The 15,648-nt window shown below is 71.5% G+C and carries 9 protein-coding genes; 6 read left to right on the plus strand and 3 right to left on the minus strand.

From position 1 onward, the window contains the following. Window positions 1–48: 48 nt before the first annotated feature. From ACFVH5_RS12835 to ACFVH5_RS12845, 3 genes are read left to right on the plus strand one after another with little or no spacing between them, the layout of a single operon-like run. On the plus strand, window positions 49–1,524 hold the full coding sequence (locus tag ACFVH5_RS12835) for a sodium:solute symporter (protein WP_385833571.1): 1,476 nt from the start codon (window positions 49–51) through the stop codon (window positions 1,522–1,524). Beyond that, window positions 1,521–2,489 (plus strand): agmatinase, encoded by a 969-nt coding sequence (gene speB / locus ACFVH5_RS12840; RefSeq protein WP_385833572.1) that lies wholly within the window; start codon window positions 1,521–1,523, stop codon window positions 2,487–2,489. The genes ACFVH5_RS12835 and speB overlap by 4 nt, the downstream gene beginning before the upstream one ends. Beyond that, a complete protein-coding gene (locus ACFVH5_RS12845; RefSeq protein ID WP_385833573.1) occupies window positions 2,486–4,174 on the plus strand; it encodes a thiamine pyrophosphate-binding protein in 1,689 nt (562 codons plus the stop codon). Before speB ends, ACFVH5_RS12845 begins: the two co-directional genes overlap by 4 nt. 79 nt (window positions 4,175–4,253) lie before the next feature. On the opposite strand, the gene ACFVH5_RS12850 is transcribed toward ACFVH5_RS12845, so the two are convergent. From ACFVH5_RS12850 to ACFVH5_RS12860, 3 genes are all read right to left on the minus strand, one after another. Continuing rightward, window positions 4,254–5,672: an FG-GAP and VCBS repeat-containing protein gene (locus ACFVH5_RS12850; protein WP_385833574.1), complete on the minus strand. Its 1,419-nt coding sequence runs from the start codon at window positions 5,670–5,672 to the stop codon at window positions 4,254–4,256. Window positions 5,673–5,905: 233 nt separating this feature from the next. Next, the gene (locus ACFVH5_RS12855; protein WP_385833575.1) at window positions 5,906–6,709 is read right to left on the minus strand and encodes an endonuclease I family protein; all 804 of its coding nucleotides are present in this window, start codon (window positions 6,707–6,709) and stop codon (window positions 5,906–5,908) included. A gap of 248 nt (window positions 6,710–6,957) precedes the next feature. Further along, window positions 6,958–9,207, minus strand: a complete 2,250-nt coding sequence (locus ACFVH5_RS12860) for an ArnT family glycosyltransferase (RefSeq protein WP_385833577.1) — start codon at window positions 9,205–9,207, stop codon at window positions 6,958–6,960. Between the two features lie 480 nt (window positions 9,208–9,687). Between ACFVH5_RS12860 and ACFVH5_RS12865 the strand changes: the two genes are divergently transcribed. The 3 genes from ACFVH5_RS12865 to ACFVH5_RS12875 all read left to right on the plus strand — a co-directional run bounded on the left by ACFVH5_RS12865 (window position 9,688) and on the right by ACFVH5_RS12875 (window position 15,524). Then, window positions 9,688–10,536 (plus strand): calcium-binding protein, encoded by an 849-nt coding sequence (locus tag ACFVH5_RS12865; RefSeq protein WP_385833579.1) that lies wholly within the window; start codon window positions 9,688–9,690, stop codon window positions 10,534–10,536. A gap of 116 nt (window positions 10,537–10,652) precedes the next feature. Next, window positions 10,653–11,696, plus strand: a complete 1,044-nt coding sequence (locus ACFVH5_RS12870) for an esterase-like activity of phytase family protein (protein WP_385833580.1) — start codon at window positions 10,653–10,655, stop codon at window positions 11,694–11,696. 102 nt (window positions 11,697–11,798) lie between these two features. Continuing rightward, on the plus strand, window positions 11,799–15,524 hold the full coding sequence (locus ACFVH5_RS12875; RefSeq protein ID WP_385833582.1) for an ABC transporter ATP-binding protein: 3,726 nt from the start codon (window positions 11,799–11,801) through the stop codon (window positions 15,522–15,524). Window positions 15,525–15,648: the final 124 nt, after the last annotated feature.

Here is a 15,648-nt window from a genome sequence, read left to right on the forward strand (position 1 = left end):
CCGCCCACCCCGGTGCACACGAGCGATCCAGCCAGCCAGGAGGGCCCCATGGCCGTCGACTACACCGTGATCGTCGTCTATCTCGCCGGGATGCTGGCCATGGGCTGGTGGGGCATGCGCCGCGCCAAGTCCAAGAGCGACTTCCTGGTCGCCGGACGCCGGCTCGGCCCGACGATGTACTCGGGCACGATGGCCGCGATCGTCCTCGGCGGCGCGTCCACCATCGGCGGCGTCGGCCTCGGCTACCAGTACGGGCTCTCCGGCGCCTGGATGGTCTTCACCATCGGCCTCGGGCTCCTCGCCCTGTCCCTCTTCTTCTCGGCGCGCATCGCCCGGCTGAAGGTCTACACGGTCTCCGAGATGCTCGACCTGCGCTACGGCGGCCGGGCCGGGGTGATCTCGGGCCTGGTCATGTGGGCGTACACCCTCATGCTCGCGGTGACGTCGACCATCGCGTACGCCACCATCTTCGACGTCCTCTTCGACATGAACCGGACGGTCGCGATCATCCTCGGCGGCTCGATCGTCGTCGCGTACTCGACGCTCGGCGGCATGTGGTCGATCACCCTCACCGACATGGTGCAGTTCGTCGTGAAGACGATCGGTGTGCTGCTTCTGCTGCTGCCCATCGCCGTCGTCAAGGCCGGCGGGTTCAGCGAGATGAAGGCGCAGCTGCCCACCGGCTACTTCGACCCGCTGGGCATCGGCGGCGAGACGATCTTCACCTACGTGCTCATCTACACGTTCGGCATGCTGATCGGGCAGGACATCTGGCAGCGCGTCTTCACCGCGGGCAGCGACAGGACCGCCAAGTGGGGCGGCACCGTCGCGGGCACCTACTGCCTGGTGTACGCGCTCGCCGGCGCCGTCATCGGCACGGCCGCCAAGGTGCTGTACCCGAAGCTGGCCAGCCCGGACGACGCCTTCGCCACCATCGTCAAGGACGAACTGCCCGTCGGGGTACGGGGACTCGTGCTCGCCGCCGCCCTCGCGGCCGTGATGTCCACGTCCTCCGGAGCCCTCATCGCCTGCGCGACCGTCGCCAACAACGACATCTGGTCGCGGCTGCGCGGAGCCGTCCGGCCGGGGGGTGACGGGGGCGAGGAACACGACGAGGTCAAGGGCAACCGCATCTTCATCCTCGTCATGGGCATCGCCGTCGTCTGTACGGCCATCGCGCTCAACAACGTCGTCGAGGCCCTGACCGTCGCCTACAACCTCCTCGTCGGCGGCCTCCTCGTGCCCATCCTCGGCGGGCTGCTCTGGAAGCGCGGCACCGCCCAGGGCGCCCTCGCCGCCGTCGCGGTCGGCGGTGTCGCGGTCGTCGGCCTGATGGCCACCTACGGCATCCTCGCGAACGAGCCCGTCTACTACGGCCTCCTCGCCTCCCTCGCCGTGTACGTGATCGTCTCCCTCGCCACGCCCGCCACCGACGCGGCGGTGCTCGCCGCCTGGCGCGAACGCCTCGCGGGCCGTGGCTCCGAGCCCGCCGCCGAACTCAAGGAAGAGAGTGTCACCCGATGAACACCAACGAGACGCCCCGCGGGCCCGTCGACTCCTCCCGCGTACCGCGCTACGCGGGACCGGCGACCTTCGCCCGGCTGCCCCGCCTCGACGAGGTCGGCACCACCGACGTCGCCGTGGTCGGCGTGCCGTTCGACGCGGGCGTCTCCTACCGGCCGGGCGCCCGCTTCGGCGGGAACGCGATCCGTGAGGCGAGCCGACTGCTGCGGCCGTACAACCCGGCGCAGGACGCCTCGCCGTTCGCCCTCGCGCAGGTCGCGGACGCCGGTGACATCGCCGCGAACCCCTTCGACATCAACGAGGCCGTGGAGACCATCGAAGGTGCCGCCGACGAACTCCTCGGCACCGGCGCCCGGCTGATGACCCTCGGCGGCGACCACACCATCGCGCTGCCGCTGCTGCGCGCGGTCGCCCGCAGGCACGGCCCGGTCGCGCTGCTGCACTTCGACGCGCACCTCGACACCTGGGACACCTACTTCGGCGCCGAGTACACGCACGGCACCCCGTTCCGGCGGGCCGTCGAGGAGGGCATCCTCGACACCGAGGCGCTCTCCCACGTCGGTACCCGCGGGCCCCTGTACGGCCGGCAGGACCTCACCGACGACGAGAAGATGGGCTTTGGCATCGTCACCTCCGCCGACATCTACCGGCGCGGCGCCGACGAGGTCGCCGACCAGCTGCGCCAGCGCATCGGCGACCGCCCGCTCTACATCTCCATCGACATCGACTGCCTCGACCCGGCGCACGCGCCCGGCACCGGCACGCCGGAGGCGGGCGGCATGACCTCCCGCGAACTCCTGGAGATCCTGCGCGGCCTCGCCTCCTGCCGGCTGGTCTCCGCGGACGTCGTCGAGGTCGCCCCCGCGTACGATCACGCCGAGATCACCTCGGTCGCCGCGTCCCACACGGCGTACGAGCTCACCACCATCATGTCCCGCCAGATTGCAGAGGCCCGAGCGCAGTGACCCACGACCACGACCTGGTGCTCCGCCCGACCCCGGAGCAGACGGAGGCCGCGCTCGACCCGCCGCCCGGCCGCAACGGCGGAGACCTGGTCGTGGAGACCCTCACCGGTCTCGGCGCCACCACCGTCTTCGGGCTCCCCGGCCAGCACGCGCTCGGCATGTTCGACGCGCTGCGCCGCTCCGACCTCGCGTACATCGGGCTGCGGGTCGAGAACAACGCCGGATTCGCGGCGGACGCGTACGGCCGGATCACCGGCGAGGCGGCCCCGCTGCTCCTGTCGACCGGTCCCGGCGCGCTGACCTCGCTGGCCGCGCTCCAGGAGGCGGCGGCGGCCAGCGCCCCCGTCCTCGCCATCAGCAGCCAGATCCCGGGCGCGGGCCTCGGCGGCGGCCGGCACGGCTACCTCCACGAACTCCCGGACCAGCAGGCCTCGTTCCGGGGCGTGGTGAAGTCCGTCCACACGGTCCGTACGCAGTCGCAGATCCCCTCCGCGATCGCCGAGGCCTGGGAGTCGGCGCTCACCGCCCCGCACGGGCCCGTATGGGTGGAGATCCCGCAGGACGTGCTGCTCGCCGAGACGGCCCTGCCCGTCGTGACCGCCGTGGACGCGGCGCCCCACGACCTGCCGCCGCGCCCCGAACTGACCGCCGTGGCCGCCGACCTGCTCGCGAACGCGGCCCGACCGGTGATCATCGCGGGCGGCGGAGTCGTACGCGCCGACGCGTCGGGCAAGCTGCGGCAGCTCGCCGAGCGGCTGAACGCGCCCGTCGTCACCACCTTCGGCGGCAAGGGCGCCTTCCCCTGGAACCATCCGCTCTCGCTGCAGTCCTGGCTGGAGGACCGGCACACCACGGACTTCCTGGAGGACGCCGACGTACTCCTCGTGGTCGGCTCGGGGCTCGGCGAACTCTCCTCGAACTACTACACGTTCAAGCCCCGCGGCCGGGTCGTCCAGATCGAGGCCGACCTCGGGAAACTGGAGTCCAACCACCCCGCCCTCGGCATCCACGCGGACGCCCGCCTCGGCCTGTCGGCGCTGCTCGAAACCATCACGGAGCAGCGGCAGGACGAGACGGCCGCGGACCGCGTACGGACCGTGCTCGACCTCGTCCGCGAACGGATCGACGCGCAGGAACTCACCCTGGAACAGCAGGTGCTGGCGGCCGTCCGGGAAGCCCTGCCCGACCGGTCGGCGAGCTTCTGGGACATGACGATCCTCGCCTACTGGGCCTGGTCCGCCTTCGACGCCCGGCGCCCCAACACCATGCACTCCGCCCAGGGCGCGGGCGGCCTCGGCTACGCCTTCCCGGCGGCGGTCGGCGGCGCGGTCGCCGACCCCACCCACCCCGTCCTCGCGGTCTCCGGCGACGGCGGCGCGCTCTACTCCATCGCCGAACTCGCCACCGCCCGGCAGCACGACCTCGACGTGACCTGGCTGATCGTCGACGACGGCGGGTACGGCATCCTGCGCGAGTACATGACGGACGCCTTCGGGCAGTCCACGGCCACGGAACTGACCCGCCCGGACTATGTGGCGCTCGCGGAGTCCTTCGGCGTCCCCGGCGTACGGACCACCCCGGACACCCTCGCCGCCGACCTCGCCAAGGCCCTCGCCACGCCCGGCCCCTCGGTGGTCGTGCTGCCGGCCCTGCTGCGGATGTTCGCGCCGACGCACCTGGGCTGAGCAATCCCCTTTTGCGGGGGCGGACATGACGGTGGGGCGGCACGGGGCCGCCCCACCGTCATGTCCGCAGGCCGATCGGTCAGCGCAGGTACGCGCCGAAGTGGGCGGCCGTGGCGGGGGCGCCGAGGGTGCCCGCGCCGAACGCGAACGACGAGGTGGCGGTGAGGCCGCTCGCCGTGCCGTTCAGGATCCAGACCGCGCCGTTCTGCTCGTTCTCGGCGGTGGAGCCGGCCGCGAGGTCTCGGTGGCCGTCGCCGTTGAGGTCCAGCAGGGCGGTGCTCACACCGAACTCGTCGCTGTTCTCGGCGACTCCGGGGATTCCGGCGGTGTTCTGGTGGAAGACCTGCGTCCCGGCGCCCGTGGCACCGGCGGCGCTGCCGGGGACCAGGGCGACCGAGCCGGTGTCGTAGATGTCGCCGACGTCCTCGCCCGGGATGCCGAGCGCGATGTCGGCGTAGCCGTCACCGTTGACGTCCGCGACCGAGACCGACGCGCCGATCTCGTCCTCTTCCTCCTCGGCGCCGGGGAACCCGGGCGAGTCCTGGTTGAAGGTCTGGACGCGGTCCTCGGACAGGCCGGTGGCCGAACCGAGGGCGACCTTGACCTTGCCGCTGCCCCAGTCGTTGCCGACCACGACGTCGTCGAAGCCGTCCTTGTCGACGTCCCCGACGCCGGTGCCCATCTTGTTGCCCGCGGCCTCACCGGGGACCCAGGCGCCCTTGAAGCCCGCGTTGCCGCCGCCGAGGAGCAGGCGGTTGCCCCAGACGCCGTCGCCCTCGTAGTGGTAGGCAACGATGTCGTCCTTGCCGTCACCGTTGACGTCGCCGGTCTCGGTGGTGCGGACGGGGCCGCTGATCGACTCGCCGGACTTCAGGAGGGGCAGGGTGGAGGCGGGCGTTCCGGCACGCGAGACGGGGCCCTTCCACACGGTGCCGGTGGCGTTCACCGGGTCGTCGCCCTCGACGTTCTGGTAGGTGAACAGGGCGAGGTCCGTCTTGCCGTCGCCGTCGAAGTCACCTGTGGTGGGGGTCCCGTACCCGGCTATCGCCGTGCCGCCGGTGAGTCCGGAGGCGGAGCCCCACAGGATGACGGAGCCGGCCTTGCCGCCCGCGATCACGAGGTCGCTGTAGCCGTCGCCGTCGAGGTCGCCCTTGCTGAAGGTCGACCCGAAGCGCTGGCTCGCGGTGGCGGAGCCGGGAACGCCACTGGTGGAGCGGCTGATGAGCTTCTTGTTGGAGGCGGAGACGCCACTGGCGGAACCGTACGTGACGGCCACGTAACCGGCCTTGGCCTTGCTGGAGATGGTGCCGTCCGGGGCGCCCACGACCAGGTCGGCGTAGCCGTCGCCGTTGAAGTCGTCCTGCGCGTCCGCCGCCGCGGGGGCCGCCTGGGCCGAGGCCCCGGTGAGGGCCATCGCGCCGAATCCTCCGGCGAGCAGCACGGCCGCTGCCAGGGGTGCGCTGAGCGCGGTACGAGTTCGGCGGTGTGCTCGGGACATACGTGAGCCTTTCGAGTCGGTCGACGTCCATCTGTCGACGTTCGTCGGTCGTCGGATTCCGCTTTGTGTGCGGAATGCCGCGTTCACTGGGTTCGACTCGATCGGGGCGCCACCGGTTGTGCGCTTCAATGTCATGGATTCGTAACCGCAGAGACAGATGTGGCGCTGAACTCCCCATTGGTGACCGGGGGTTCAGCGCCACTCACTGTCGGTTCCGTGCGGCCCGGGCCGGGCTACCAGATCGCCTCGACCCACTCCGGGTGGTCGATGAACGGGTTCCGGTTGTGCTGGTAGTTGCTGTAGATCAGCTCGTTGCGGCGCTCTTCGGAGGTGCTGGGCGGGTCCTCGTCGTTCCACTGCTTCAGCACCGAGAGGCGGCCGTGGTACGGGACGCTGCCGTTGGTGACGGCGTCGTTGGGCTCCAGGTCGGGCCAGGAGTCGTCGCCCTCGTACCGGACGGCCATGTAGAGGATCATCCGGGCGACATCGCCCTTGACGGCGTCGCGCGGCTCGAAGGAGTTCGAGTCGGTGAGGCTGCCGCCGCTGTTGGTGAAGCTGCTGCCGCCGTTGTCGAAGTCCTTGTTGCCGCGGATGCTGTTGACCTGGACGTCCTCGGGCCGCAGGTGGTGCAGGTCCGTGCCGGGGCCCGCGGAGGTGCCGAAGTCGCCGTGGGACTGCGCCCAGGTGTGCTCGCGGTTCCAGTCGCCGACGTCACCGCCGTTGAGGGACTTGCTGCGGGAGATGCCGGAGTAGAGCAGGACCACGTTGCTGCTGTTGTTCGGGTCCTGGTCGGTGACCTTGAGCGCCTCCCAGACCGCGGAGTACGAGATCTTCGTCTGGCTGCTGATGATCGTGTGCAGCGAACCCTTCAGGGCCGTGCCGGTCTTGCCGATCGCGTTCGCGTAGTACGTGTCGTCGTACGCGGTGGTGGTGGCCGCGGCGGGGGTCGCGGCGACCGTCGGGAGGGTGAGGCCGACGAGGACGGCGGAGACGCCTGCTGCCAGCGCCTTCCACTTGCCAATCTGCACAACGGACATATGGGGTGCCCTTTCCCGAGAACGGCACGCGCCGGTACGCGGGGCCCGCAGTGAGGAGGGGCAACGGGCCCGCGTTCTACGCGTGTTGACAGTTCGGTCAATCGGGAGAGTGGCATGGACATGAGGTCGCTTGCGTAACGGGAAGGGGTCGGTTGGGTGACGTTCTCGCATACGACGCAACTCCTGGACGTTTCCGGTCCAGGGGTTGCGAAGAGCCAGGGTTTTCCCCAACTGACTTAGGGGAGGCCCTAGTTGACGTCCTCGGCGTCGAGGCGGTAGAGGGACTGGGTGTTCTGAGAGTCGACCGAGGAGCTGTCGGAACTGTCCGAACTGCCGGAGGACGCCGACGAATCGCCGCTGTACTCGCTCGCCTTCACCGCCGTCGCGTGCTTCTGCACCCAGGCGGTCACCTCGGCGCTGACGCTGTCGGAGTCGCCGCCACCCAGACCGCCGCCTCCGCCCATGCCTCCGCCGCCGAGCACGATGTAGTGCAGTTCGCCCTTCTTCACGAGTTCCTTCAGCTTGGCGAGGGTCATGGCCTTGTCGCTGCCGGACCAGCCCCACATGGAGATGACGGGCTGCTTCGTGCTGACGATCAGCTGGGCCGCGCTCTGCGAACTGGACACCGCGACCAGCCACTTGGCGCCGTCGCGGTGCTTCTCCAGATAGGAGGTCATGGCGCTGTCGGCACCGCCCATGCCGCCGCCGCCCATGCCGCCACCGCCGCCGCCCGCGCCACCGGGCTGGGCGGTGCCGCCCTGCTGCTGGTCGTCACCCTGCTGACCGCTCGGGGTGCCACTGGGGGCTCCGCTGGGAGGCGTACCCATTTGGCCGCCGCCGGGGGCTTCACCACCGGCTTGCTGACCACCTTGCTGCTGGCCGTTCTGCTGGCCGCCGGGGGCCTGACCGCCACCGCCGCCGGGGAAGCCGCCCTGGCCGCCACGGCCACCGCCCCCGCCGCCGGGTCCGCCGCCCATGCCGCCGCCCGTGGTCGGGCCCGCCGTCGGGTTCGTACCGTTCATGCCGCCGCCCGAACTCGCGGTCACGGAGGCCGCGTACGCCGTGGGCCCGGCGAGGGAGGCGACGACGGCGGCGGCCACCGCGGCGGTGAGCAGCCGTGTCCGCCGACCCGTCCGGAAGAGGAACAGGCCCACGATCGCCAGGACCATCACCACCGCGACGGCCGGCCACAGCCAGGTGTTCCAGTCGGTGGCGCGCCGCAGCAGGACGACGGCCCAGACGCCGGTGGCGGCGAACGCCACGGGCAGCACCCAGGACCAGCGTTTGGCGTCACCCGTGCGGAAGGCGCGCAGGAGCATCGCCCCGCCGCCTCCGCACAGCGCCGCGATGCCGGGCGCGAGGGCGGTCGTGTAGTACGGGTGCATGGTGCCTTCGGCGAGGCTGAACGTGAAGTAGTGCAGCACGGTCCAGCCGCCCCACAGGATCAGCGCGGCGCGCGTGAGGTCCGTACGGGGGGCGCGGCCACGCAGGACGAGGCCGCCGACGAGGGCGATCGCGGAGAAGGGGAGGAGCCAGGAGATCTGGCCGCCCAGCACGTCGTTGAACATGCGGCCGATCCCGGCGGTGCCGGAGAAGCCGCCCCCGCCACCACCTCCGCCCCCGCCGCCGTTGCCCTCGCCGCCGAGGACGCGGCCGAGCCCGTTGTAGCCCATGATCAGGTCCCAGGCGGTGCCGTCCGTGGAGCCGCCGATGTACGGGCGCTCGGAGGCGGGCACGAACGACACGGCGGCGGCCCACCAGAAGCTGGAGACCGCCAGTGCGACCGCGGCGACGGCGAGGTTGCGTACGCGGCGGAGCAGGCCGCCCCGGGCCGCGTACAGGTAGACGGCGAAGACGGCGGGCAGGGCGATGTAGCCCTGGAGCATCTTGGTGTTGAAGGCGAACCCGAAGCACACGGCCGCGCCGACCAGCGGAAGCAGTTTGCCGTTGTGGACGGCGCGCAGGGCCAGGGCCGCGCCCCCGACCATCAGCAGCACGAGCAGGGTGTCGGGGTTGTTGTCGCGGTTGATGGCGACGGTGATCGGGGTGAGCGCGAGGACGAGCGCGGCGACGGCGGCCGGGGCGTGGCCCCAGACCCGCTTGACCGACGCGTGCAGGATCCAGATCGTGCCGAGGGCGGCGGCGACCAGCGGCAGCATCATCTGCCAGGTGCCGTACCCGAAGACGCGGCAGGACAGGCCCATCACCATCAGGACGAAGGGCGGCTTGTCCACGGTCATGAAGTTCCCGGCGTCCAGCGAGCCGAAGAACCACGCCTTCCAGCTCTGCGTGCCGCTGAACACGGCGGCGCTGTAGAAGCTGTTCAGGCTGGAGGAGGAGAGGTTCCAGGAGTACAGCACGCCGGCCAGGACGAGGATCGCGGCCAGCACGGGCAGCGACCAGCGGGGCGCCTCGTCCGGCCGCGCGACCGGCTCGTCGGGAGGCGTCGAGGCGACGGCCTCGGGGGCGTGGGGGTACGGATCGGTGGCAGATGTCACGAGCTCATCGTGCGCGGCCGGTTTTGGCAGCACCTGTGCTGAACCTGGGCCTCACCTGTGAGCGCCGAAGCCTCCGGCTTTGACGGCACCGACGAACGAGGCCCAGCCGCTCCGACGAGCGGGTCACCGCGGAGCAACTCCGTTTTCTGGCAGGCCGCCTGACGGAGGCTCTGACGGACGTGCACCGGATCGCCGTGAGTCGGGGTCCGGCGTCACGCGAACGTCCGCACGATGACGGGAAGCGTTCATGCCGATGTCGGGCGGCGCTCACCGAAGAGGGCTAAAAGCGGCTCTGACCTGCAAGGTTTTTGGAAGAGGAAGCCGGTTTCCGTACAACCACCCTTTGGGATCCGGGGTCTCACCGGGGGAGTGGGGACAACACCTGTCCCACTGGTCTCACAGACCCCGGCGGGCGGCCTGATCAACCGCTCCACCTCCACACCCACTTCCGTACCCATCCATACGAAGGGTTCCTTCCGCATGCGCACTTCACGGGTCCTCTCCGCCGCAGCCCTCGGTCTCACCCTCGCCGGAGCCGCCCTCCTGGCCCCCGTCGCGGCCCAGGCGGACACCGCGGCCTCGGCGACCGTCACCTACCGGGACGGCTCGGTCTGGTACACGGCCGCCCCCGGCCAGGTGAACGACCTGCAGGTCTCCATCGAGTACGTCGACGTCGACCCCGAGGGCGACGAGGACGAGTACCTCATCACCTTCCGCGACCAGGTCGACATCGCCCTGGGCCACGACGCGTGCACCTACCCCTCCCCGGCCGACCACACCGTCGTCCAGTGCACGGAACCCACCCCCCTCGGCTCCGACGACCTGAACCAGTACGACGTCGACCTCGGCGACGGGAACGACACCGCGACGATCGGCACCGGCAGCGCGCAGGGCACGATCCGCGGCGGAGACGGCGCCGACGTCCTCAAGGGCCGGTACGCGAACCAGCTGAGCGGCGGAGCCGGCGACGACCGCATCGAGGGCATCGACGGCTCCTGGATCCGCGGCGCCGACGGCGGCGCCGGCAACGACACCATCCTCGCGAGCTGCGACTACAGCTGCAACGGCGGCGCGGGCGACGACACGCTCACCGCGGTCAGCGACGACGAAGGGGGCTACACCACCCTGTACGGCGACGACGGCGACGACATCGTGCGCGGGACGACGGGGAACGACTACCTTTACGGCGGCAAGGGCAACGACACCCTGTACGGCCTCGCGGGCGACGACACCATCTACGGCAACAGCGGCAACGACACGCTGTACGGCGGCGCGGGCAGCGACACCCTCTCCGGCGGCGCGGGCGTGAACAAGGTCTACCAGGACTGAGTTCCACCCGCACCGGTGCTCCGACGGCGGCGGGCACACACGCGCACCGCGTGCCCGCTGTCCGGAATTCATGGGCAGGACCCTCCCCCTCCACCCGTTCCTCCTACCGTGACGCCATGCCCACGCCCACGCGCCTGAGATCCGTACTCGCCACCCTCACCGCCGGCCTGGCGGCAGCCACCTGCCTCACCGCCGCCGGCCCCGCCGCCGCTGCCCCCGCCCAGCCGCGCGGCCACGCCTGTTCGCCCGCCGTCTCCATCGAGCGTTTCTCCGACGCCCTCGACAAGACGGCGTACGAGGGCACGTTCGTCGGCAACTTCTCCGCGCTGGCCGTGGACCGGGACGGGGCGATCGCCGCGCTGTCCGACCGGTCCTCGCTCTTCACCCTGGACCCGAAGACCCTGCGTCCGCGTTCCGTCGTCCCGCTGGCCGACGAGGGCGGCGCCGCGCTGGACTCCGAGGGGCTCGTCGTCGACCGCGACGGCACCCGGCTCGTGTCGTCCGAGACCGAGCCGTCGGTACGCCGCTACGGCCGCGACGGCACGATCCTCGGCCGCCTCCCCGTGCCGGACGCCCTGCGCGTCGCCCCGGCCGGCCGCGCCACCGCCAACCAGACCTTCGAGGCGCTGACCCTGCTGCCCGGCGGCCGTACCCTGCTGGCCGGCATGGAGGGCTCCCTGTCCGGCGACATGGCGGGCATCGTGCGCCTCCAGACCTGGCAGCGGCACGGCAAGAGCGACTTCCGGCTCGCCGCCCAGTACGGGTACCGCGCGGACACCGGTCTCGGGGTCGTCGAGGCCGCCGCGACCCCGGACGGCCGCCTCCTCGTCCTGGAACGCGGCTTCACCGCCGGGGTCGGCAACACCGTCCGCCTCTATCTGGCGGACCTGCGGCATGCCACGGACACCTCCCGTATCGACGCCCTGACCGGCCAGGACGGCGTACGCCTCGTCCGTAAGACCCTTCTCGCGGACATCGCGGACTGCCCCTCCCTCGGCGCGACCGCCAAGCAGCCGCAGCCCAATCCGCTGCTCGACAACATCGAGGGCATGGCCGTCACCGGCGGCAGCCGGGGCGCCCTGCGTGTCCTCCTCGTCAGTGACGACAACCAGGGCGCCACCCAGACCACCCGCTTCTACTCCCTCCGCGTGCGCCCCTGATCCCTCCGCGCACGCCCCCGATTGTTGCGGAGGGATGAAATCCGCTTCGATCCGTGTTGGTGCCTTCCGGACGATCAGGCCGGACGAGGGAAGGCATCAGGAGTGACAACGCAGCGGGGATGGGCACGGCGGCTGGCCGGGTACGCGTGGCGGTACCCGAAGGACGTCGTGCTCTCGCTGGGCGCCTCGCTCGCCGGCATGGCCGTCATGGCCGTCGTGCCCCTCATCACCAAGGTGATCATCGACGACGTCGTGGGCGACCACACCCGCGACATGGCCCCCTGGGCGGGCGCGCTCATCGGCGCGGGCGTCCTCGTCTACGTCCTCACCTACATCCGCCGCTACTACGGCGGCCGGCTCGCGCTCGACGTCCAGCACGACCTGCGCACCGACATGTACGAGACGATCGTGCGCCTCGACGGCAGGCGCCAGGACGAGCTGTCGACCGGCCAGGTGGTGGGCCGCGCGACCAGCGACCTCCAGCTCATCCAGGGCCTGCTCTTCATGCTCCCGATGACCGTCGGGAACATCCTGCTCTTCCTGATCTCCCTGGGGATCATGGCCTGGCTGTCCCTCCCGCTCACCCTGGTCGCGCTGGCCGTCGCCCCCGCCCTCTGGTTCATCGCCCGGCGCAGCCGCTCCAAGCTGCACCCGGCGACCTGGTACGCGCAGGCGCAGGCCGCCGCGGTGGCCGGGGTCGTCGACGGCGCGGTCAGCGGCGTACGGGTGGTGAAGGGCTTCGGGCAGGAGGACCAGGAGACCGGGAAGCTCCGGGAGATCGGGCGGCGGCTCTTCGCGGGGCGGCTGCGTACGATCCGGCTCAATTCCAAGTACACCCCGGCCCTCCAGGCCGTTCCGGCGCTCGGGCAGGTCGCCATGCTGGCCCTCGGCGGCTGGCTGGCGGTGAAGGGCGAGGTCACCCTCGGTACGTTCGTCGCCTTCTCCTCCTATCTCGCCCAGCTCGTGGGGCCCGTGCGCATGCTCGCCATGGTCCTCACCGTCGGCCAGCAGGCCAGGGCGGGCGCCGAACGCGTCCTGGAGCTGATCGACACCCGTCCGTCGATGGAGGACGGCACGAAGGACCTCCCGGCCGACGCGCCCGCGACCGTCGAGTTCGACGGCGTGTCCTTCGCCTACGACGACGACCGCCCGGTCCTCGACGGCCTCAGCTTCGAGATCCGCGCCGGCGAGACCCTCGCGGTCGTCGGCTCCTCCGGCTCCGGCAAGTCCACGGTCTCCCTGCTGCTGCCCCGCTTCTACGACGTGACCGGCGGCGCGGTCCTCATCGGCGGCCTCGACGTGCGCGAGCTGACCCTCGACTCGCTGCGGGCCGCGATCGGACTCGTCCCCGAGGACTCCTTCCTCTTCTCGGACACCGTCGGGTCCAACATCGCGTACGGCCGCCCCGAGGCCACCCGTGAGGAGATCGAGACCGCCGCCCGCGCCGCCCAGGCGCACGGCTTCGTCTCCGCGCTGCCCGACGGCTACGACACCAAGGTCGGCGAGCACGGACTCACCCTCTCCGGCGGTCAGCGCCAGCGCGTGGCCCTGGCCCGTGCGATCCTCACCGACCCGCGCCTGCTGGTCCTCGACGACGCGACCTCCGCGGTCGACGCGCGCGTCGAGCACGAGATCCACGAGGCCCTGCGCGGAGTCATGGCGGGCCGCACCACCCTCCTCATCGCCCACCGCCGCTCCACGCTGAACCTCGCCGACCGCATCGCCGTCCTCGAAGACGGCCGCCTCGCCGACCTCGGCACCCACGAGGAGCTGACCGAGCGCTCGCCGCTCTACCGCCGTCTGCTCACCGACCCGGACGAACTGGGCGGGGTCTCGCCCGGTCACACCACGCCGTCCTGTCCGCAGGAGGACACCTCCGTACGGGACGAGCTGGACGCCGAGTTCGACGCCGAGCGCGGGGTCACCCCGCACCTGTGGACCGGCGACCGCGAACCCAAGGACACCGCGCTGGCCGGTATGCCCGCGACCCCCGGCCTCCTCGCGCAGGTCGACGCCCTGCCGCCCGCCACCGACACCCCCGGCGTCGACGAGGCGCGCGCGGTCACCCCGGAGGAGTCGTACGGGCTGCGGCGCCTGCTGCGGGGCTTCGGGCTGCCCCTGCTCGTCAGCCTCGGCCTGGTCGCCGTCGACGCGGGCATGGGCCTGCTGCTGCCGGTCCTGATCCGGCACGGCATCGACGAGGGCGTCTCCGAGATGGCGATCGGCGGTGTGTGGGCGGCCTCGGTGATCGCCCTGATCAGCGTGCTCGTCCAGTGGGCGGCGCAGATCGGCGAGACCCGGATGACCGGCCGCACCGGCGAGCGGGTCCTGTACTCGCTGCGGCTGAAGATCTTCGCGCAGCTCCAGCGGCTCGGGCTCGACTACTACGAGCGGGAGCTGACCGGCCGGATCATGACCCGCATGACGACGGACGTGGACGCGCTGTCCACGTTCCTGCAGACCGGTCTGGTCACCGCCTTCGTGTCGGTCGTCACCTTCTTCGGCATCATGGGCGCGCTGCTCGTCATCGACGTACAGCTCGCGCTGATCGTCTTCCTGACGCTGCCGCCGCTGATCGTCGGCACGTTCTTCTTCCGCAGGTCCAGCGTGAAGGCGTACGAACTGGCCCGTGAGCGGGTGTCCGTGGTGAACGCGGACCTCCAGGAGTCGGTGTCGGGGCTGCGCATCCTCCAGGCGTTCCGGCGCGAGGGCTCGGGCGGGCGGCGCTTCGCGGAGGGCAGCGACAGCTACCGCCAGGCGCGTATCCGCGGGCAGTGGCTGATCTCGATCTACTTCCCGTTCGTGCAGCTGCTGTCCGCGGTCGCCGCCGCCTCCGTGCTCGTCGTGGGCGCCGGGCGCGTCGACGCGGGCACCCTCACCACCGGTGCGCTGGTCGCGTACCTCCTCTACATCGATCTGTTCTTCGCCCCCGTGCAGCAGCTCTCGCAGGTCTTCGACGGCTACCAGCAGGCGACCGTCTCCCTCGGCCGGATCCAGGAGCTGCTCCAGGAGCCGACCTCCACGAAGGCCGCCGCCGAGCCGCTGGAGGTGCTGTCCCTGAGGGGCGAGATCGCCTTCGAGGACGTCGACTTCGCTTACGGGCCCACTGGCGAAGGTGAAGCGGAGGAGGCGCTCAGCGGGGTGCGGCTGAGCATCCCCGCCGGGCAGACCGTCGCGTTCGTCGGCGAGACCGGCGCGGGCAAGTCGACCCTGGTGAAGCTGGTGGCCCGGTTCTACGACCCGACCGGCGGCCGGGTCACGGTCGACGGCACGGATCTGCGCTCGCTCGACCTGACCTCGTACCGGCACCGTCTCGGAGTGGTCCCCCAGGAGGCGTACCTCTTCCAGGGCACCGTCCGGGACGCCATCGCGTACGGCCGTCCCGACGCCACGGACGCGCAGGTGGAGGCGGCGGCCCGCGCGGTCGGCGCGCACGACATGATCGCCACGCTGGACGGCGGCTACCTCCACGAGGTCGCCGAGCGCGGGCGCAACCTCTCCGCCGGCCAGCGCCAGCTGATCGCGCTGGCCCGCGCCGAACTCGTCGACCCGGACATCCTGCTCCTCGACGAGGCCACCGCCGCGCTCGACCTGGCCACCGAGGCCCAGGTCAACCAGGCCACCGACCGCATCGCGGGCCGCCGCACCACCCTGGTCGTCGCCCACCGGCTGACCACGGCCGCCCGCGCGGACCGGGTCGTGGTGATGGCCGACGGCCGGGTCGCGGAGGACGGCACGCACGACGAACTGCTCGCGCTCGACGGCCGGTACGCGCGCCTGTGGCGGACGTTCGTGGGGGAGCCGGACCCGGTCCGCACCGCGACCTGACGGCTCGGGCCACTCCGCGGAGACGCTCGGACACCTCTCGAAGACGGCCCGGACACGCCGCGAATGCGCCATGAACACGCAGAAAAGCCGCAACCGGCGGGTAGGGCAACCGTTCGCCGTACGC

Origin of the sequence: Streptomyces sp. NPDC127119 (genome assembly GCF_042677425.1) — a bacterium.
Lineage (GTDB): Bacteria > Actinomycetota > Actinomycetes > Streptomycetales > Streptomycetaceae > Streptomyces.

Excerpts from the sequence above, each read along its gene's own strand:
- ACFVH5_RS12850 (WP_385833574.1), bottom strand. The coding sequence starts at position 5,672 with ATGTCCCGAGCACACCGCCGAACTCGTACCGCGCTCAGCGCACCCCTG.
- speB (WP_385833572.1), top strand. The coding sequence starts at position 1,521 with ATGAACACCAACGAGACGCCCCGCGGGCCCGTCGACTCCTCCCGCGTA.
- ACFVH5_RS12855 (WP_385833575.1), bottom strand. The coding sequence starts at position 6,709 with ATGTCCGTTGTGCAGATTGGCAAGTGGAAGGCGCTGGCAGCAGGCGTC.
- ACFVH5_RS12865 (WP_385833579.1), top strand. The coding sequence starts at position 9,688 with ATGCGCACTTCACGGGTCCTCTCCGCCGCAGCCCTCGGTCTCACCCTC.
- ACFVH5_RS12835 (WP_385833571.1), top strand. The coding sequence starts at position 49 with ATGGCCGTCGACTACACCGTGATCGTCGTCTATCTCGCCGGGATGCTG.
- ACFVH5_RS12870 (WP_385833580.1), top strand. The coding sequence starts at position 10,653 with ATGCCCACGCCCACGCGCCTGAGATCCGTACTCGCCACCCTCACCGCC.